Source organism: Undibacterium sp. FW305-107, from assembly GCF_058788535.1.
In genome coordinates this window covers 270,015-288,887 of the sequence record NZ_JBYTAV010000001.1, presented here as the reverse complement: position 1 = coordinate 288,887, position 18,873 = coordinate 270,015, and the positions used below count along the sequence as shown (strand labels likewise).

The following is an 18,873-nucleotide window of genomic DNA, read 5'->3' as shown; positions in this document are numbered from 1 at the left end:
ACCCAGCAAACCCCCGCTTTCGGGAAGTCATCCTGTTATCGTCAAATAGCCATTGTTTAAGGGACTAATAGTACAAAAACAAGAGAATGAATTATACATTCCTTAACTTTTATATCGTGGATATATCAGGATTTGTGGTTTTATTGATTACAATTTGGTGAGGGTATGATTGAGCGGTGCTAATCGAACGGGTTTTCAAATCCGATTAATTTCTGGCAGGATTACCGAATGAAGAGAAAAATACTTGGAGTTGTTGTAGTACTGCTGTCGATGGCTTTGCTTCCTGCATGTCATGCGGGCGAAAATCTTGGCAGGTTTAATTTTTCGAGTGGGAGCCCACTAGAGTTTTTGGCTTTTTTGAAAATGAATAAAACCCAAAAAACGTACACTATCCGTGAGCCTATATCGAATTGGGTCAAGGCTGAACATATCCCTTCTCTTGCGGCTCTGTTAAATTCTGAGGATGAATGCATGACTGTTGCACTGGAATATAGCTCGAGAATACGTTTAGGATCAACGATTGGTGATGAAGCCGCTTTCTTGATTGCTGGCTATAGAGCCGGAAAATATCCGGCAAGCCTTAATTCCAAGCGGCTGGAGGAGGCAGAAAAAGACGAGATACTGAAATGGAAGACTGATCACTTTTCGGTTAAACAGATCCTGAGTCCGTAGATGTGATTAGCTGAGACGTAGGGTGCGTTACAACGCACCGCATCAATGGTCGCTAAGCAATTCTTTTTCTTTGCCGTGCGTTCTTGGCAGACGTATTTTGTATGGCCGGAGTTTAAATTTTTCTCGTCTTTATTACATCACATGCGGTGTGTTAGAACGCACCCTGCGAGCTGCACGCATTCAGTCGCCCACATTTAATCTCCCGCGTTCAAGCTTCATTACGCAGCGCGTACTGTAAAGCGCGCTGCGTATTGGCCGGGACCGGATCAGAAAGAAAAATGCGCGGGCAAATACTCAATGTACGTAGTTATATAACTGCGTCATTGAGACCTTGACGTTCTCCAATGATCCGACGATGACGTAAGACCTGAAGTGATAGGTACCAGATGGATTGTAGATGCGAAATACATTATTCCATTTCACCGTATCTGGAAACCTGAAGCGACCATAGCCCAGGCCTGCGAACGTGGGTTGTGGCGCTTCTGGCGAATAAATCCCCATTGCCCAGCCACCGTCTGGTGTGGAAAAAATGACAGGCAGATTTTGCTCACCAGGCCCATCACTCAGCGGGGCTTCCATGACGGCATTGTTTCTGACATCAAATGTATAAAACTTGGAAAACTCTGGCGGCATATACCCTGTCAGCGCCTCAAATACGCCGAAAGAATGCGATTCATTACTTGGGATGGTAAATTGCGTCAGGTACTCAATCACATGCGGCATGTTGGGCAGGCCGATGGTGATGCGCTTGTTGAGGATGTGGTTTGATACCTGGCTGCCACCTACCGGATACCAGAATGCCATCTTGGTTTGTGTGGCCAGGACATTGCTGGTTGCCCACTCCCCTTGCAGGATACTGCTGCTCGCACTTGGATTGACGCCGTTATACGGCACCGCTGCCCCGGCTTCAGTTGGATTAAAACTTTCCCCTAAATTGTCAAACGACGAAGCGGATTGAAGTTGACGGCCATGATCATAATCGTTGATAAACTCTTTTCCCCTCCACGTCAGTGAGCAGACGGCACCCGCGTCGTAGGAGCATGTCCTGATGGTGATAGGCCAGGGACCTGCCATGGCCGAAATTGTTTGATCAGCATGTGCCTGGGGCAGGACAAACAGGTTTGCGCAAAGTGCTAAAAGTACCGAGCTAAAGTAGACCTTGCGGCCTTTTTTTCCAAACTTCGCTTCAGATATCGAGTTGAGTTGATTTGCTATTGTAGTCATCGCATTTCCTTTGTTTGGTAATAAATTGACATTAGTGGCAACATACATACTTTCCAGAGTGCATCAAAAATATAACATTGACATCAAATATATTAATATAAATTTAACTTTGTTACATTTTTTACACTTGTTTTTAGGGGAATGTATCAAGGCGGATTGAAATTGACGTAAATCGACTTAACTCCATTTCAATCGCCAGTTTGTCGGGCTTTGCGCAAATTCCGTTAAAACAAAATGAAAGGCATTGCAATGCGCTGCATGTTGTTTCAAGGTTTGGGGGAAAAGATATATTTGCCGTACACGACGTACGGCCAGCGTCGCCGTGATTCAAAGGTAGGGTAAGGAGTCGGCGATATGCATTCAGGCATATAGCGCACGTTACAACGCACTCTGCGAACTAAGGATAGCAGCATAATTCCGTGGCCGATAGTGATCTTGCGATGACGGCTTCGCGGATAGTTTGAGGAAGTCGCTGGAGAGTGCTTTGCAGGCGCAGATGGATAAGACGCTCAAGTAAATGAACTAAAGTAATATGGCAATGAGGGGCGTAAAATCGCAGTTGTTACCGAGTTAATTTTGATTATTTTTAGCAGTCTTTATAAATAGCATTGCCTTCGATTTGATCTTGTTAAGGTTTGAAATGATAGATGTTGAAGAAATAAGATCAGCTTTTAATTCTGTTCTTGGTGATATGTATGCCCAGGCATCCGATCGGGAAGTGATCGATAAAGCTGTCGAAATATTGATCAGGCCTTTACCCGAACCTTTACTTTTAGCACTGTGCAATGGTCGCGTCAACTTGGAGAATTTGACCAAAGTTGTGCCGCGTTTCTTTTTGCAGATAGTGGTTGCGAATATTCAAGAATGGATGAATGAATATGACAATGGTGGATCAATAAGGAAAATCACTTCAGAGATCCAGCCTCCAGATTCGCATGCACCTGACTATAATTATTTGCACAGGCTGGAGTTCATAAGATGTCTGGAGCGTCATGGCATTGTTCGTATTGAACACGCACTCTTTAATGGCGTGCATGAATCAAAAATATTTATTGTCGGAGGAATACCTGTTTTCACGAACGAGGAAATTGAAGAAAAAATCTATTTAGGCCAGGAAGTGGAATTCCGCTTGTTTGGAGAAACTTTGTTGCGCCAGGGCGTTGTCTGTGGTTGGGGATTTGGTTCATCATTTATATTTGTTGAAGAATTTGCTAATAAGATGCGACATGTGGTTCCGTATCAGGCTTTGCAACCAGAGTCTTATACTTCTAAAGAAGCGATACAAAAGAGAAATACATTCGATCCGGCTGCACTCACGCATGGTCATCTTGCACCTGTTACCTATATTCGCTTTCTGTCTGATGGAAAGCATGCAATTTCAGCCTCAGAAGACAAAATGATGCGGCTATGGGATGTGATGAGTGGTCGATGTGTCCGCGTCTTTCACGGCCACACCGGGATCATCAGTGGTCTGGCTATCTGCAGCAACGATCGGCTATTGGTATCCACAGGTGACCTCACAATTAGAACTTGGGACGTTGATACGGGAACCTGTCTGCGGGTAATTTCCACCGGCCATCGGGAATGGATTCACCATATTAGTGCTGATGCAGAAGGTCAGTACGCAATATCTTGTGGAGATGAGAGAACTTTCCGCTTATGGAACTTGGCTACCGGAGAATGTTTGCATGTTTCGCAAGTTCAGGAAAAGCCAACTCGAGGTATCATTCTGGATGCCGCAAAACAGCGATTTATTTCTCTTGATGGAGATTTTTTTGAAGACCTTACCTTAAGTATTTGGCACACGAAAGATTTGACTTTCGATAGAAAGATAATTGTCAAAGACGTTTTAGTACGTGAAATTCTGGGACAAACTGAACGGAATTTGATTTGCTTTAATAAATATAATAGTGATTATCAAGTCGATCTATGGAATATTGATAACGAGCAGCGCGAAACCATTTTTTCGGATATGCCCGAAGGGAGATTCGGAACCCGGACGCCACTCGCAGTTAATAAAGGACTGATTGCAATTAGTGTCAATGACACCCAAAATATTGAGATATGGGATGGTAAAAAAAATCAGCGCTTGCAGGTCCTGATCGGACATCGTGAAGAAATTAATCGCGCAGACTTCAGTGCTGATAGCAATTATTTACTCACTGGAGCAAAGGACAGGACGTTACGCTTGTGGGATATGAAGTCTGGGGAGTGCTTGCGAGTATTTGCAAACTTCCAATGATTGGTAAGTAGAGTGCATTTTTACACATCGTATAAATCGCGAATAATAACTGTAGATACGATTAGAACTGTAGGTACGATTAGCGCCAGCGTAATCGTACGCATATCAGCAACAACCCTGCTATTTTAAAAACTGGCTTTAACGGGAAATTACACCGCAAGATTTTTGTTCTTCCCGCAGATTAAGGCAAGACTGTTGTATACGTTCATGTCACTGCATGTAGCATGCGTACGATGCAGCGCCGCCAATCGTATCTACGGGGTTCAGAGATTTATATGCAAATTCCTGGTGCCAGATTAGCAGCCTCCAGCCAGAGGCGGGCGGACAGACAATGTTCCCATGGCTATGCCAAGGTGAATGCGAGTGCAGAAAAAATTGATCGAGAAAGCAAACAAACATGCCATATGGATTCACCTTGTTTATATTGGGTGTGATTTGCGGATGGATTACTGAGTTGCGGGCGCGACGTTACGAACCGAATATCACGCATGCTTCTGGACAGTACGCAGATCGACTCTATCGTCGTGGCACTTTCGAAAGTCTTTTTTGGAAAAGCTCAATCAGGAAATTAACTTTAGTTTTCGAGCGGGAGCCAGAAGAAGTGAAGGAGTATGTCTCATCAATGAGAGAAACCGAATTGATGTGCTGGGCATTGCTGATTTTGGGAGCCATCCTTATGATCTGGGGAGAGCGCTAACGTGAATCGCATTACATGCAACATGCGTACGATTACGCTGCGCTAATCGCACCTACGCAAACATGGTTTGCAACACCCATCACTTCTCCTGATTCCCACCCAGCGCCCCCCACAACTTCAACAACACCGGGTTCTTGTTATCCACCGCCCGGTACAGGCGTATATCCATCTCCATAGACCACTGCTCACCGCCGGCGCGAACGAGTTTGCCTTCTGCCAGTTCATTCGCAATACTGCTCTGCGGCAGCCAGGCCAGGCCGTGGCCTTCTAGGGCCATGCGCTTCAAGAGTTCTGCCATGTCGCTCTCGTAGGCATTCACAAAATAGCAGGGCTGGTCTGAGCGGGCCAGTACACGTTCTACCACGCGGCCAAAGAAGGATGCCTTGATGTTGTTAAGGCGGGGGATGGGTTTGCTTTTACTGCCGGGCAGGCTATACAGGGCAGAGCCTTTGCGGTTGGGCACCGACACCGGCAAGACTACCTCGGTGCCCAAACTGACATATTCATAACGCAGGGCATCGAGCTCTACCGGCAGGTCGGCATGGTAGTAGGACAGCAGCAGATCGCAATTACCTTCTACCAGTGACAGCACAGAGTCATGCACATTGGCGGGCAGGATGCTGGCGTGGATTTCACCTACCTGCGAGCGTACGCTCTTTAACCACATGGGGAAGAAGTTCAGCGACAGGGTGTGGCCGGCAGAGATGCGCAGCAGGTTTTCATCCGGCCCGCGCACGCGCAACTGCGCCCGCGTGTCGTTCAGCAGGCGCATGGCTTCTTCTGCCGAGGCGCTGAAGATTTTACCGGCAGGCGTCAGCACCAGCGGGTAAGTGCTGCGGTCAACCAGGTCGGCACCTACCCAGGCTTCGAGGCTGCGGATGCGGCGGCTGAGGGCAGACTGGGTCACATGCCTGTCGTCAGCCGCACGAGAAAAATTACGTGTCTGCGCCAGGCTCAAAAAATCTTCCAGCCATTTGATGTCCATATGCCTTCCCCCAGCGTCTTGATGACAGACATTGTATCCCCGCACGCGGCACAAAAAACCATCTATGTAGTATCGGCATGAAACTAGACCGATTTTGCATAAACATTTTCTGACTATCCGGTATCTTTATCTGTACGCACAAAAATAGAAAATCAACCGGCAATGAACATGACCATGAAACCAGAAACACATAAAACCCGGCTGGGCATCATCGGCGGATTGGGCACGCTGGCAGGTGTGGATGTGTATTTCAAAGTCGCCCGCGCACTGGCCAGGGACAGTATTTCAGAACGCTATGAACTGTTCTTTGAACAACATCCGTTCGAAGGCAATGAAAACTCAGGCGGCGAGAACCCCAACCTGAATGCCCGCAAACTATACATTTTCGACATGATCAAGCAGTTTGAAAAAAGCCGGGTAGAGCGTGTACTGGTGCCTTGTTTTATCAGTCACACCTTCATCAAAGAATTGCAAAGCGAGCTGGCGACGCCCATCGTGAATATCATGGACGCCTTGCTGGCCCACTTGCAGCAAGAGTTTCCCGCAGGCTGCAAGGTCGGCGTGCTGGCATCCACCTATGTCAAGAACAAGAAACTGTTTGACCAGCATGTTGCCGGTTCAGGCATCACGGTGGTTTATCCTGACGATACCGTGCAGGACGACTGCGTCATGCGCGCCATCTACGGCGAGCAGGGTATCAAGGCAGGCAATTTGCAGGGCGATGCCGTCAATCTCCTGCACCAGGCTTGCGTGCACTTGCTGGCGCGCGGTGCAGATGTGATCGTCTCTGGTGCCACCGATGTCGCCATTGTGGCCGACTTGCTGCGCAGCCGTGGCATACCCATCGTCGATACCAATCAGGTGTATGTTGAATATGCCTTGCGCAATGAGCAGGCGCCGCAACCGCGCAGCTTCAAGATAGGCGTGGTTGGCGGGGTAGGGCCAGCAGCCACGGTAGACTTCATGGACAAGATCATCCAGAACACCCACGCCGCGCGCGACCAGGACCATATCAAGATCATGGTCGAACACAACCCCAAAATCCCCGACCGCACCGCCAACCTGATTGCCGATGGCGAAGACCCTACCATTGCCCTGTACTCTGCCTGCAAGCGTCTGGAAGAAAACGAGGCAGCACTCATCGCCATCCCCTGCAACACCGCGCATGCCTACGTCAAGCGCATACAGGCCCACCTGTCCATCCCCATCGTCAATATGCTGGAAGAAACGGTCGGCTACATCCGTGAGCGTTTCCCTTTGCCTGCCAAAGTCGGCCTGCTGGCCACCTCTGGCACCATCGCCAGCCGCGTCTATCATGATGCTGCCGTGGGCCAGGGCTTTGAGCTCATCACTCCGGATGCTGTACATCAAGGCAAGGTCATGAACGCCATCTACGGCCCGCTGGGTATCAAGGCAGGCCATACCGGTGGTGTGAGCAGGCAGGATTTGCTCGATGCGCTGGCGCACCTGGTAGAGCAAGGGGCAAGTGTCGTCATTCTTGGCTGTACCGAGTTGCCGCTGGTCTTGCAGCAAGACCCGGCGTTTGTAATTGCTGGTACGACGGTGGCTTTGCTTGACCCTACGACCATATTGGCGCAGGCATGCGTAGCGCGTGCCGAGGCAGCGCAGCTTCACTAAAACTGCATGCATTTATTCGATTAAATTTTGGGGAAGATATCTCATGGTCAAGCTCGTCTTTCAGTTTGTGATACTGCAATTCGTCATCCTGCTGTTGCCATTGTCAGCTATGGCCAGCGATACCTTGAGCAATATCCGCGAACGCAAGACCATCATCATTGCGCACCGCGAATCGTCCATCCCTTTTTCTTATCTCGATGGACAACAGCGGCCGGTTGGTTATGCGATGGATATTTGTCTCAAAGTCGTCGATGCCGTTAAGCGTGAACTCAAGCTGCCTGCGCTGCAAGTCAAATACCTGGCCGTGACCCCGGCCAATCGCCTGCAAACCATTGCTGATGGTGCTGCCGACCTTGAATGCGGCTCCACCACCAATACCGCAGAAAGGCGCAAGCAAGTTGATTTCAGCATCAGCTATTTCATCGCCGGTGCAAAGATGCTGGTGCGCAGTGATTCTGGCATACGCAACTGGGGTGACCTGCGTGGCAAAACCGTGGTCACCACCAAAGGCACCACCAATGCGCAAACCCTGGCAGACCGTGGCCAGGTGCGCTCATTGAATTTGAACCTGATAGAAAGCAAAGACCATGCAGAAGGCTTCGCCATGGTCGCCCAGGGCAAGGCAGCCGCCTTTGCGATGGATGATGTGCTGCTCTACGGCCTGCGCGCCGCCGCCGCGCATCCGGCAGATTTCCAGGTAGTCGGCGATTCACTGTCGACCGAGCCTTATGCCATCATCTTCCGCAAAAACGACACCTCCTTCAAGCACCTGCTCAACCAGGAACTCAGCCGCATCATGATCGACGGCGACATTTACCGCATGTACGACAAATGGTTCCAGCAAGCCATCCCGCCGCACAACATCAAACTGCAACTGCCGATGAGCCAGCTACTGCGCTCTTCATTGCGTTTCCCGCTGGCGGACGTGGCGGACGTGGTGCAGTAGCGCAATCCGCAAATCACACCTGCATGCTGCCAAGCATGTCCGCAAACAAACCGCAAACAAACAGCAGACTAAAATACCCTGACCGCCCTTACACATATTTGATTTGAGGTTTTCACAATATCGGTTCGGCCACCGTTGTTACTTGCAACGACCAAGGCTTCAGATGTGTTCTTTTCGTTGGAACTCCAGTAATAATTCTGCGCGAACTTGCCGATGTCCCTGTTAGGGCCGGTAGCTGCTTTGCCTATGGTCTTTATCATTAATTCCAGTTCATAGATGGAGGGAAGATACCAGTCGCCATTCCCGTTCAACTGATAATGTGCACAAAGTACTGCGGCATAATCACCAGGGCCACAGGTGCTGATGATTTTCTCTGTGTTGTAATTGCCCATGCCTATGCCGTCTCTCACTGTCATGGCCAGGACATGCTGGCTGCCGACCGGGCTCCAGCTGGTCGTCGTACCCTGGTCTTCGGGCGCGGCCATCAAGCCATGTTCACCACTTTTATCGAGATAAAAGATAATGCCACCGTCGAGCCGTTCACCTATCTTGTATTTTGCAGCTGTTGCATTCATACCGTTTTCCATCTGCTTTACCCGTGTTGTGAAGTGTAGGGCCTGCAATCAAATCCAGGCCGGAAAATAAAACGATGCCTGCGTTTTTTCACATTCCATCTCGCATCGCCACCAGTAATTTTTAATTATCATAACCCAGGATTTTCTGTGGTTGCCAAATTTTTCGCAGCAGAGAAGTGCGCCACCCACGCCATCCTGTGATGCGGGTGAGGGGCAGTCAAACTGGAGTTCTGGTGTGTAAGGTGCAGCCTGCCAGAGAAAATACCTGTGCCGTGCAAGTGTCTTTCAAACGAGCATTGATTGCGGATATTCTCATTCTTCACACCCACCACATACTCCCTTCACGCCAGCATGACATGCTGCGCACTCAATAGCGGTGCGGGTCAGCATGGGGCTTGATCTGGTGGACTGCTATTATTTGCCCATTCAAGCATGACATCCTTTCTGAGCTTCTTTTTCTACGTGTGCTTGCCCTTGTACGCCATACCCTTTCTCATCATGGCGGCTATGCCCGACCGCCGCGCACTGACAATTGCAGCCCTTGTGCTTGGTTTGCCCATCATCGCGATCTTCATCTATGTCTTCAGAGAGATGAGTATTCCGGAAAACAATGCGTCGTCATTCGGTGGTGCCATACTTTTGTGTGGCCTTGCTTTGGTGTGCATGGCTTTGACTGCGGGTGCCATCACCCGCCTCATATTGCTGGGCAGGCAGGCTCTGCTGCTGGACACCAGAGGCAGGGCAGCGATCATGGCAGGGTGTTTCTTGTGCCTGCCTGTCATGCTTGCCTTGCTGATGATTTAAGGTGCGCTTAAGAGTATGAACAAGGGGCACTTAAGGTGCGATTACGCTGCGATATTGATATCTTTCAGACCCTACGGCAATTTCCTGCTCACCTCGTTACCCGCACGGCCCCGCCACTCTGCCTGGTCCTGAACACCGACACTGCATTCATCAATTCACCCGACTGGTCATTGAGGCTGGATGCGGCGGCGGCCATTTGTTCTACCAGGGCGGCATTTTGCTGGGTGGTCTGGTCCATCAGGGTGACGGCCTGGCCGACCTGGCCTACGCCTGTCGATTGTTCTGCACTTGATGCGCTGATCTGCGCGACGATTTCACTGACCTTGCGGATAGCGCTGACCACTTCTTCCATGGTGCTGCCTGCCAGGTCAACCTGTTGCGTGCCTTTGCCCACGGCTTCTACGCTGCTGCCTATCAGTGACTTGATTTCTTTGGCGGCGTCGGCACTGCGGCCTGCCAGTGAGCGCACCTCGCTGGCGACCACGGCAAAGCCGCGGCCCTGTTCACCCGCGCGGGCAGCTTCTACGGCAGCATTCAGGGCCAGGATATTGGTCTGGAAGGCGATGCCATCAATGACGCCGATGATGTCCTGGATTTTTTTCGATGATTCATTGATGCCGCGCATGGTGCCCACGACCTGCTCAACTACTTCGCCACCCCGGCTGGCAACTGCTGATGCCTGTGCTGCCAGTTGATTGGCCATTTTGGCGCTGTCGGCATTGTGGTTGACCGTGGAATTGAGTTCTTCCATGGCAGCCGAGGTTTCTTCCAGTGAGCTGGCCTGGCTTTCCGTGCGGTTGCTCAGGTCCATGCTGCCAGAAGCAATTTCGTTGGTGGCCTGGGCGATACCGCTGGCCGAGCCGCGCACGCCATTGACCAAAGATTCGAGTGAAGTCTGCATCTCTTGCAACACGCCCATGAGGCTGTCGTCACCAGCATTATTGTTGATGCTTTGCGCCAGATTACCCTTGGCGATATTCGACAGGGCATCCCTGGCCTGCGCCGGGTCGCCGCCCAGTTCCTTGTGCAAGGTTTTCTGGCAATAAAAATTCAGGAAGACTGCCACCAGGCCAGCCAGCACCGCCAGGACAAGCGAGAGGGTGACCGTGAAGCTGACCTTGCTGTTGACGTTGGCATGCTCCTGCGCCGAGCGTTTGCCCGCTTCATCGCGCTGCTTTAATAATTCTGCCCGCAGGTTGCGCCAGGCCGGAGTTTCTTCGGCATTCAGCACGGGGGCGGCATCGCCCTTGTCCTTGAGTATGGTGACGATTTTTTCCTGCGCCTGGGCATGGGTGGCGCGCAGCTTGGGCAGCTCGGCCAGACTTTGTGCGGTGTTATTGTTGGCCGATATTTTCTTGGCCTCTTCATACGCCTTGTCATAGGCAACTTGCGCGGCCAGGAAATTATCCACGCCTTTTTTGTTGGACGGGTCAAGCACCACATTCCTGAGTGCCTGCCCCATCTGCAAACCCTGGGCATACATCTCGGAGATACTGCGCTCCAGCGCCTGTTCAGTTGAAATATAGTTGTCAAACTGGCTGCGGGTAGACATCAGCGAGGTGATGGATGTGGTCACGCCTACGGCAAACAGTACAGCAGGCAGGGCAGAGCAGAGGGCGATCTTGGATGAGAATTTCATGCTGACTCCATTATCTTGCCCGTTTTTGGCAGGCAAATTTCAAGTTTGTATGGTGTTGTGGAACTGTATTTGGAACTGCATGCTGCGAGAAATTGGTATGAGACCGGGATAAATCCCGGCTACATCAGGCGTTTGACGAGTGTAACTGAGGAATGTGACGAGGGGTGGGGCGGGTTTGTGAAATATTTATAAAGAGCAACAATTGATAAAAGAGAACGGCTCTTCTCAGACCCGGATATTCACCCAGTTTATTCAATATCGACGACGATTACCCCTTCACTCCCTTCCGCCACGCGGGCGACGATGCTGCCATCCGGGGCGACTATGCAGGTGCAGCCATGGCTGATTTTGCCATCATGTGCGCCAACCACGTCAGCAGATGCCACCCAGCAGCCGGTTTCCATGGCCCGCTGGCGCAGGTTGTCCACACTCTTGCTGCGCCATTTGTCAGCGGTGGCGGCGCTCAGCATATTGTTGAGCGGATAGCATAAAAGCCGCGCACCTTGCTGGCGGATATCTGCCGCGCAATCAGGGTAGTTGGCGTCGTTGCAGATATTGATGCCGTAAGAAAATCCTGATCTGTCAAACACGGGGGATGTAGTTCCTGCCAGCACACCTCGCTCATTGGGATGCCGTTTCGCATACGCACCCATTACCTGGCCTTGCCTTAGCACGGCAGCAGAATTGAACACGCCTGCTGCACGTTGCTCAAAAAATCCCAGGATGATGTCGGTGTTAAATGCAGACAGCTCCAGTAGCACGTGTTTGAACGTGGGGCTGTCTATGGCTATCGCACGTTTTTCGATAGTTTGCGCGTCCGAGGCATATCCCGGCAGATAACATTCAGGGAAGAGGGCGAGCTCAACACCTTGGTCCTCGCACCAGCACAGGTCAGTGCATAATTGCGCCGTCGCTTTTTTGATGTCATCAAAAACAGGATGGCGCTGGAAGGCGGCGATGCGTAGTTTGTGTTTGCTCATTCTTCTTTTTTCAGATCAAGCCCAGATTTAGCATCGCTACTGTCGCATCATCCGCCTTTTTCACCGTCATGCCGCCTGCCTTGCCCGTTTCATGCGCACGCAATTCCTGCATCATGGCCTCCAGCCCACGGGTGACGCAGGCTTGCATCAGGCTTTGCTCATCGTAGAGATGGTAGCTATCCACCAGCCTGTAAAAACCATCCGTCATCAAGAATAAACGGTCAGACGCCGCCAGTTTGATTTTGTACTTACGCGCAGCAAAGCGGCCTTGTGGATACAGGCAGAGTATCGTTGCCTGCGGGTGCATGTTTTGTGCTACGCGGCGCTCACGCAGCATGGGCAGCAGCCTGGCCCAGCGCGCCTGTTCATCCAGGCCCTCTTGCTTCAACTGTTCTATCGCGGTTTTGAGTATGCCTTCTTGCGGATTCTCGTAAGGGTCAAGATCGGTGACCTTGCCATGCGCATCCAGCAAAAAGCTTTTGCAGTCCCCCAGCGCATAGATGCTGCAGTCTTCGCCATTGGCATGCACACGCAGCCAGGTCAGGGCCGCAATTGGCCAGGCATAAGCGGGCATGGCGGCGGCCTGCAGTAAACTGCTGTGTTGATCACGCAAGACCTGCAGGGCCAGCATGATGCTGTCCGCCTGCGTCTGCGCAGGCGTGGCGACCTGTTCCAGCGCCAGCGCAAACTGCTGCACAAACCAGGCCGGGTCACCCAAAGCGGCATCCAGATAATGCTGGTCGGATACTGAGCTGGCACCGTCAAACATCAGCACATCCAGCGTGCCATCCGCGTGGCTGAAGTGGTGGATCAGGTCTTCGTTGGTTTTGCTGCCGGCAGGCGTAGAGAGGGATTTGATCTGCATGTTGATGATGGCTGGCACTTGCTGCGTTTATTTTGATTGCAGAATATAGCACTGGCATGACAACAGCGTGGCAAATAGTGAGAAAGCGCCTTATATGCAGGCGCATGGGCATAACGACAAAGATGCCAGATCAAGCCTGGCATGGCGGCATGACGACACCAGGGCCAGTGCTTGATCGTCCGGCCTCAAGCAAACCAGCTCACCCCTGTGGGATGCTTTGCTCAAATTTGAAATAATTGTGGGGATCGTACTTGTGCTTGACGGTTTTCAAGCGATCCAGGTTAGGGCCATAATAAGCCCGTGCCCAATTGGGTTGCTCGCGGTTCGGGAAATTGACATAGGCTTGCGGCAGTACAAAAGGGCTCATGGCAGCAAAGTATTCGCGCAGCCATTGCTGCTGCCTCTGCACCACGTCCAGCTTGTCTATCGGCCCCCAGGCGGCTTCCATTTCAAAAATATAATTGGCATTGCGATGTGGGTAGGCAGTGGCATTGACGGGCACTTCACGCACCTTGCCACCAATGGCAAACAGGATGCCCATGTTTTCTGGCACGAGTGAACCGCCAGGCCATTTCAGCATCCAGCGCAGCATCATTTCCATGCCTTCTGGTGACATTTTTTCGCCCACGTACGAAGACCGCAGGTCATACATGCCATTGGGGTCGTCCGTAATCAGATAATCACGCGCCTGCCAGTAAGTCATTTCGCGGATGTCGGCCTTGACAGGCGTGAGCATTTTTAATACCGGTTCCAAAGCCTTGAGCGCGGCTTCTTTGCCGCCGAAGAACTGGCCCAGGGTCGTGACCTGCAAATCTGCCATGGTGTAGTTGGTACCGGCACGGCGCGGCACGATTTTGCTGCGGGTAGAAATCGTGGTGGGATTATTTTGCTGCATGTCCTGCAAGGCAGAAAATAATTCCAGCTGCTGCTGGGCAGGCCAGAGGATGTTGAAGATGGTGACGTTGTGCGACACATCCACCAGGTTAAAGGTGAACGAGGTATTCACCCCAAAATTGCCGCCACCGCCGCCGCGCAATCCCCAGAATAAATCCTGATACGTGCCCTTGTCTTCGGCGACCACCAGTCGCTGGTTGGGTAAAACAATCTCTGACGACTTCAGGCTATCGCAAGTCAAACCTGCATGGGTCGCAGAAAAGCCCCATCCACCACCCAGCACCAGGCCCGCCGCACCCACGGTCGGACAACGGCCAGACGGCACAGCCAGGCTGCTGCCGCTAAAAAAGTTGGCCATATCCTGATTGCTGACACCTGCTGCAATGGTGCAGGTATTTTCCTTTTCATCGACCCTGATGCCATTCATCGCCTTCACGTCGATCAGCAAACCCCTGGTGGTAGAAAAGCCTGCGTAATTGTGGCCACCAGAACGCACCGCAAAGGGCTGGCGATGATCTATCGCCCAGCGCAGGCACAACTGCACATCCCTGTCATTGGCGCACATGGCAACGGCGATGGGCAGGATATCAGCATAGCGCTGGTTATTCGGCGCTGCGGCCATCATGTAGCCCAGCTCACCAGGCAAAATCAGGCGCCCGGCCATACTGCGTGCAAGCGCCGCTAGGTTGTGTTTGCTGTGCAGTGCCGGTGCTGCGGTGGCCCCGCCCGACATACCCAGCATGCTGGCGGTGGCAAGGGCAGTGGATGTCTGCAAAAAACGGCGGCGGGAGGGCGTTGGAACTGAGGCGGGAACAGGCGTAGATAAGGCATCCATATACTTCTCCTTGAGTTTGGCAAAACCAGCGTTGAATGCAGGAACAGAAGCGTGAAAAACCCCCAGACCAGTTCGCCAGCAACTGCGAAGCGTCACAAACATCCGCCAGGCGCAAAAATTTTGCGCGACCTGGTCAAACGCACGGCAGTTCTTTCAGGGGATATCCACAACAAATGCCTGATGCTGATTTTTTATCTTGAAGTAAAACCAATATATTGTTATTTAAAATAATCGTTTTCACAAGATGAGGTGAGCACGTTCACACAAAAAACAACTAGTGGCGTTACGGCATGGGAGGAGTGTATGGCACTGAGACGAAGGTTTTCATGGGAGTACCCGCAAACCCGTCATGCCGGATCAAGTCTGGCATGACTGCGCTGAGGCTGGTAATCAAGAATCGCTGTCTGCAAGTATGGCACGCTCAGGTTTTCTCTGTGAAACCCTGTGGTGCAGTACAGTAGGGTGCGTTGCAACGCACCGCTTGTTGCGTGTGAACATGGCGTAGCACTGCTGGTGTTTAAGAGCCGGGTGTCATATAAAACCATGGTGCGTTATAACGCACCCTACCCATTGTGTTGAGAAGTCTTCCTGCTTAAGATCAACGCATACAAAAAAACAAAACCCGGCTGATCATCGATCACCGGGTTTCATCATTCCTGTTGCCAGCCAGTTATTACCTGGCCTTCACATCAACACATTACCAACACAATTAGTTCTGTGTCGATTTTTGTGCTTTGGATGTCGCTACTTTTTCAGCATTGGCTTTTTCTGCAGCCAGACGTGTTTCTGCATTGGCTTTGACCAGGGCAGCTTTTTGAGCTGGGTACCAGGAGTAGCCTTCCATGCCGATTTCTTCGCCATTGGCGCGGGCTTCTTGCAGTTCAGCGACGACTTGGGCGCGGGTTTTTGGGGCTGTTGTATCAGTTGTGTCAGCAGCAAAAGCGGCAGTCGCTGTCAAAAATGTCAGGCTGGTTGCCAAAAAGAGTTGTTTCGCATTCATGATTGTTCCTATCAATAAGTAAGTTTCAGAGTAAGCCGCCTCGGTGATCTTGCTCAATTGTCATGAGAAGTGAAATTTCACTTCCGATAACAACTGAAGCAAGTCGTCGCCAGCGGCGCGGTGAAGAGCTTTGATTTATGTTGCACTGCACCGATGAAATGCAGTGTAGGCTTTTCGGATTCAACAATAAAGTATGAAAACGGGAATATACTATTGCTGAATCAGGAACAATAAAGGGCTTGAAAATGGACAGATTGCAATCAATGCGTACTTTTGCCAAGGTTGTGGAGCTGGGCAATTTTGCCAAGGCTGCGACGGCTCTGGACATGTCTAACGCTGTTGTCACCCGTTATATCGCGGATCTGGAGACTCATCTGGGCACGCGATTGCTGAACCGCTCAACCCGTAAATTGTCGCTGACAGAGACCGGTCTGGTGTATCTGGACAGGGTGCGTGCCATTTTGAGCGATATCGACGATGCTGATGCCATCGCCTCGTATGCGGCCAAAAAGCCCAGCGGCACCTTGCGTATCTATTCTGTACCGCATTTCGGCAAAGCGCAACTGGCGCAGCTTTTGCCCGAATTTGCCAGGGATTATCCCGATGTCATGCTCGACATCAAAATCACTGACCACCAGGTTGATCTGGTCGAAGAGGGCATTGATGTCGGTTTTTACCTGGATTTGCAAAAGATAGACGGCAGCATGATCTCACGCAAGCTGGCCACTTCTGAAGTGCTGCTGTGTGCCTCGCCCAGCTACCTCAAGGAGCATGGCACGCCCACCACGCCTGAGGATATCTCTGGCCACCGCTGCCTCAATTTCAATTACGACTTTTTGCGCGATAACTGGATGGCCTTTGACAAGCGCATAGGCCGCGACTCTTACCGCAGCATCCCCATCCAGAGCAAGGTCATCAGCAATAATGCCGACGTGCTGCGCGCCTGCGCCCTGGCTGGCATGGGTCTGGTCTTGCGCACTTCATTCCAGATTGATGACGACCTGGCGCAGGGCAGGCTGGTCAGGCTGTTCCCGGAACACTGCTTTGGCGCCGTCTCGATCTCCATGGTCTATCCCAGCCGCCGCCAGTTGTCGGCCAAGGTCAGGCGCTTTGTCGATTTCGTCGCCAGCAAATTCCCGCATCCGGAAGAAGACATGTGGCTGGGCAGCTGCCCCTTCCGCATCCACGAAGAAAAACTCAGGGAACTGGGCATACCCCATCCAGGCAAGATGCGGGTTGGTTGAGAGGCGGGTGAGCCGTCATGTAGCAGGGGTGCATTGAGCAAGGACGTTTTGAACAGCAAACACAGGCAGGCATGATTTACATGCTTGTAAGCAATTGTAAAATATCGTCGTCATACTTGTGTAACATTAATCCGATATCCTATGATTGTTGTGTCTCCTTAGGTATTTTGTCGCCACGGAATCTTCCCCCTCCGTGGCGATTTTTTATTTGGGGATGTGATTCCATGCGTACTCTGCAATGCCCCATTTTTTACCATCGCCGTAACCGTAGGGCGCATTGCAATGCGCCGTATGAAATATTCGCATGCTCGGGCAAAATGATGGTGCCGTGCACGACGCACACATGCGGCGCATTACAATACACCCTACGAGCTAACACATTTTTATACGATGAAATTTTTTGAATCACAGCAGGTGGGGGAATATGACTTCGACTTCCCATCCTATCAACGATACTTGCAAGAGCATCGTGATCATTTTCCGCCAGACGTGTATGCCTTCGCTATAGACACGGGCAATTATGATCTGACGAGCCATCAAAGCTTGCATGATGCCTGGCTGGAGCGATTCTGTATCTCAGAACCGGCAAGTGGTGAGCGCTCGGAGATTCGCGCCATCCAGATAGAAGCAAGTTTTCTGGGGCCTTATCATGATCTGAAAATCCACCTTGTTTATTCTGGCGTGACTGAGTACAGCATCGTGACACCGCCAGACTTTGCTCATCCCCCATTTGGGACAATTGGCCACGGCGATTTATTGATACATGAAGTGAGCCTGACAGACGACCATCAGGCCGTGGTTCATGAATGGTATTTTTCACGCGGCAGTATGTTCAGGATAGTCTGCGAAACTTTCAAGCGCTCGGTGGAGTTAATCAAGTAGCAGGGATTTTGCACGCCCGGACAAAATGGCAATGCTGTGCACGACGCATGCATGCGGCGCATTGCAATGCGCCCTACGAATTCACATAATCGTACGCATCGTGATCATTATAATGAGTCTCATCGATTCACATACTCTCCGCGAGTGAGGACTCCCTCTGGGTCTTTCACAAATTTCCAGGCTAAAGAATCACGCAGCGCTTCGAAGACCATATCCATGTCTGGGTCTATCAGTCTGCCTTCATCTTTCAGCGCGAGTTTGCAATCCAGATCGTGCGCAATGTTGACAACGCTTGTTAATAATGGGATATCCAGCTTGCCGACGTTAAAAATGCAACGTATATCCTCATTCCCTACCTCCAACTGACTTTGGTCTTTACTGCCATACATGCGCACATCGTCACGCCATGATTTTTTTTGTGGCAGTAATTGTTCCAGCAAGCGCACTGGTGCCGATGACAGATCAGAGCCTGCCCAATAATTGAAAAAAACGGCGTCTTCCAAGAATGGCGCATCTGGCTGACGTCGGCCATATTCTGGTAAAAAGTCTACCATCTTGCCATGCGTCTTGTAGATACCTGCAGTAGGGATTAATGAGAATTCGAAATGCCAGATTGCCATATCATTCATGTAGGGTGCGTTATAACGCACCATTTATGCGTCGAAAATAATTTGCGCTATTTTGTTTCTGGCGAATGGAAATGCAATATCAGTATGATCTGGCAGATGAGTATCACGCAGGTTTGCGCCTT

General features: G+C 51.1%; 17 protein-coding genes. 8 read left to right on the top strand and 9 right to left on the bottom strand.

What is annotated here, in order from left to right:
* Positions 1 to 228 precede the first annotated feature (228 nt).
* Positions 229 to 672, top strand: a complete 444-nt coding sequence (locus tag AC3WQT_RS01365) for a hypothetical protein (RefSeq protein ID WP_492701507.1) — start codon at positions 229 to 231, stop codon at positions 670 to 672.
* Positions 673 to 966: 294 nt separating this feature from the next.
* Here the strand turns inward: AC3WQT_RS01365 and AC3WQT_RS01360 are convergent, their stop codons facing one another.
* A complete protein-coding gene (locus AC3WQT_RS01360; RefSeq protein WP_492701505.1) occupies positions 967 to 1,896 on the bottom strand; it encodes a hypothetical protein in 930 nt (309 codons plus the stop codon).
* A gap of 640 nt (positions 1,897 to 2,536) precedes the next feature.
* Between AC3WQT_RS01360 and AC3WQT_RS01355 the strand changes: the two genes are divergently transcribed.
* On the top strand, positions 2,537 to 4,138 hold the full coding sequence (locus tag AC3WQT_RS01355; RefSeq protein ID WP_492701503.1) for a WD40 repeat domain-containing protein: 1,602 nt from the start codon (positions 2,537 to 2,539) through the stop codon (positions 4,136 to 4,138).
* 397 nt (positions 4,139 to 4,535) lie between these two features.
* The gene (locus AC3WQT_RS01350; RefSeq protein WP_492701501.1) at positions 4,536 to 4,835 is read left to right on the top strand and encodes a hypothetical protein; all 300 of its coding nucleotides are present in this window, start codon (positions 4,536 to 4,538) and stop codon (positions 4,833 to 4,835) included.
* Positions 4,836 to 4,914: 79 nt separating this feature from the next.
* On the opposite strand, the gene AC3WQT_RS01345 is transcribed toward AC3WQT_RS01350, so the two are convergent.
* Positions 4,915 to 5,820 carry a LysR family transcriptional regulator gene (locus tag AC3WQT_RS01345; protein WP_492701499.1) on the bottom strand — a complete coding sequence of 302 codons (906 nt, stop codon included), beginning with the start codon at positions 5,818 to 5,820 and terminating at the stop codon, positions 4,915 to 4,917.
* Between the two features lie 174 nt (positions 5,821 to 5,994).
* On the opposite strand from AC3WQT_RS01345, the gene cuyB reads away from it, so the two are divergent.
* Both cuyB and AC3WQT_RS01335 read left to right on the top strand, forming a co-directional pair.
* Positions 5,995 to 7,458: a cysteate racemase gene (gene cuyB / locus AC3WQT_RS01340; protein WP_492701497.1), complete on the top strand. Its 1,464-nt coding sequence runs from the start codon at positions 5,995 to 5,997 to the stop codon at positions 7,456 to 7,458.
* A 43-nt stretch (positions 7,459 to 7,501) separates the two neighbouring features.
* The gene (locus AC3WQT_RS01335) at positions 7,502 to 8,404 is read left to right on the top strand and encodes an amino acid ABC transporter substrate-binding protein (protein ID WP_492701495.1); all 903 of its coding nucleotides are present in this window, start codon (positions 7,502 to 7,504) and stop codon (positions 8,402 to 8,404) included.
* A 68-nt stretch (positions 8,405 to 8,472) separates the two neighbouring features.
* On the opposite strand, the gene AC3WQT_RS01330 is transcribed toward AC3WQT_RS01335, so the two are convergent.
* Entirely contained in the window at positions 8,473 to 8,979 is a 507-nt protein-coding gene (locus AC3WQT_RS01330; protein WP_492701493.1) for an Lcl domain-containing protein, read from the bottom strand.
* Between the two features lie 432 nt (positions 8,980 to 9,411).
* Here AC3WQT_RS01330 and AC3WQT_RS01325 point away from each other — a divergent pair, with 432 nt between their 5' ends.
* The gene (locus AC3WQT_RS01325; RefSeq protein WP_492701491.1) at positions 9,412 to 9,783 is read left to right on the top strand and encodes a hypothetical protein; all 372 of its coding nucleotides are present in this window, start codon (positions 9,412 to 9,414) and stop codon (positions 9,781 to 9,783) included.
* 88 nt (positions 9,784 to 9,871) lie between these two features.
* Here the strand turns inward: AC3WQT_RS01325 and AC3WQT_RS01320 are convergent, their stop codons facing one another.
* From AC3WQT_RS01320 to AC3WQT_RS01300, 5 genes are all read right to left on the bottom strand, one after another.
* A complete protein-coding gene (locus tag AC3WQT_RS01320) occupies positions 9,872 to 11,422 on the bottom strand; it encodes a methyl-accepting chemotaxis protein (RefSeq protein WP_492701489.1) in 1,551 nt (516 codons plus the stop codon).
* Positions 11,423 to 11,670: 248 nt separating this feature from the next.
* Entirely contained in the window at positions 11,671 to 12,402 is a 732-nt protein-coding gene (locus AC3WQT_RS01315; protein WP_492701487.1) for a carbon-nitrogen hydrolase family protein, read from the bottom strand.
* Between the two features lie 10 nt (positions 12,403 to 12,412).
* Positions 12,413 to 13,267 (bottom strand): SpoIIE family protein phosphatase, encoded by an 855-nt coding sequence (locus AC3WQT_RS01310; RefSeq protein WP_492701485.1) that lies wholly within the window; start codon positions 13,265 to 13,267, stop codon positions 12,413 to 12,415.
* A gap of 199 nt (positions 13,268 to 13,466) precedes the next feature.
* A complete protein-coding gene (locus AC3WQT_RS01305; RefSeq protein WP_492701483.1) occupies positions 13,467 to 14,996 on the bottom strand; it encodes an FAD-binding oxidoreductase in 1,530 nt (509 codons plus the stop codon).
* A gap of 709 nt (positions 14,997 to 15,705) precedes the next feature.
* Entirely contained in the window at positions 15,706 to 15,996 is a 291-nt protein-coding gene (locus AC3WQT_RS01300) for a DUF4148 domain-containing protein (RefSeq protein WP_492701481.1), read from the bottom strand.
* Between the two features lie 245 nt (positions 15,997 to 16,241).
* Here AC3WQT_RS01300 and AC3WQT_RS01295 point away from each other — a divergent pair, with 245 nt between their 5' ends.
* On the top strand, positions 16,242 to 17,240 hold the full coding sequence (locus AC3WQT_RS01295; RefSeq protein WP_492701479.1) for a LysR family transcriptional regulator: 999 nt from the start codon (positions 16,242 to 16,244) through the stop codon (positions 17,238 to 17,240).
* Positions 17,241 to 17,630: 390 nt separating this feature from the next.
* Entirely contained in the window at positions 17,631 to 18,122 is a 492-nt protein-coding gene (locus AC3WQT_RS01290; protein WP_492701477.1) for a hypothetical protein, read from the top strand.
* A 119-nt stretch (positions 18,123 to 18,241) separates the two neighbouring features.
* On the opposite strand, the gene AC3WQT_RS01285 is transcribed toward AC3WQT_RS01290, so the two are convergent.
* On the bottom strand, positions 18,242 to 18,751 hold the full coding sequence (locus tag AC3WQT_RS01285) for a hypothetical protein (protein ID WP_492701475.1): 510 nt from the start codon (positions 18,749 to 18,751) through the stop codon (positions 18,242 to 18,244).
* Positions 18,752 to 18,873 lie beyond the last annotated feature (122 nt).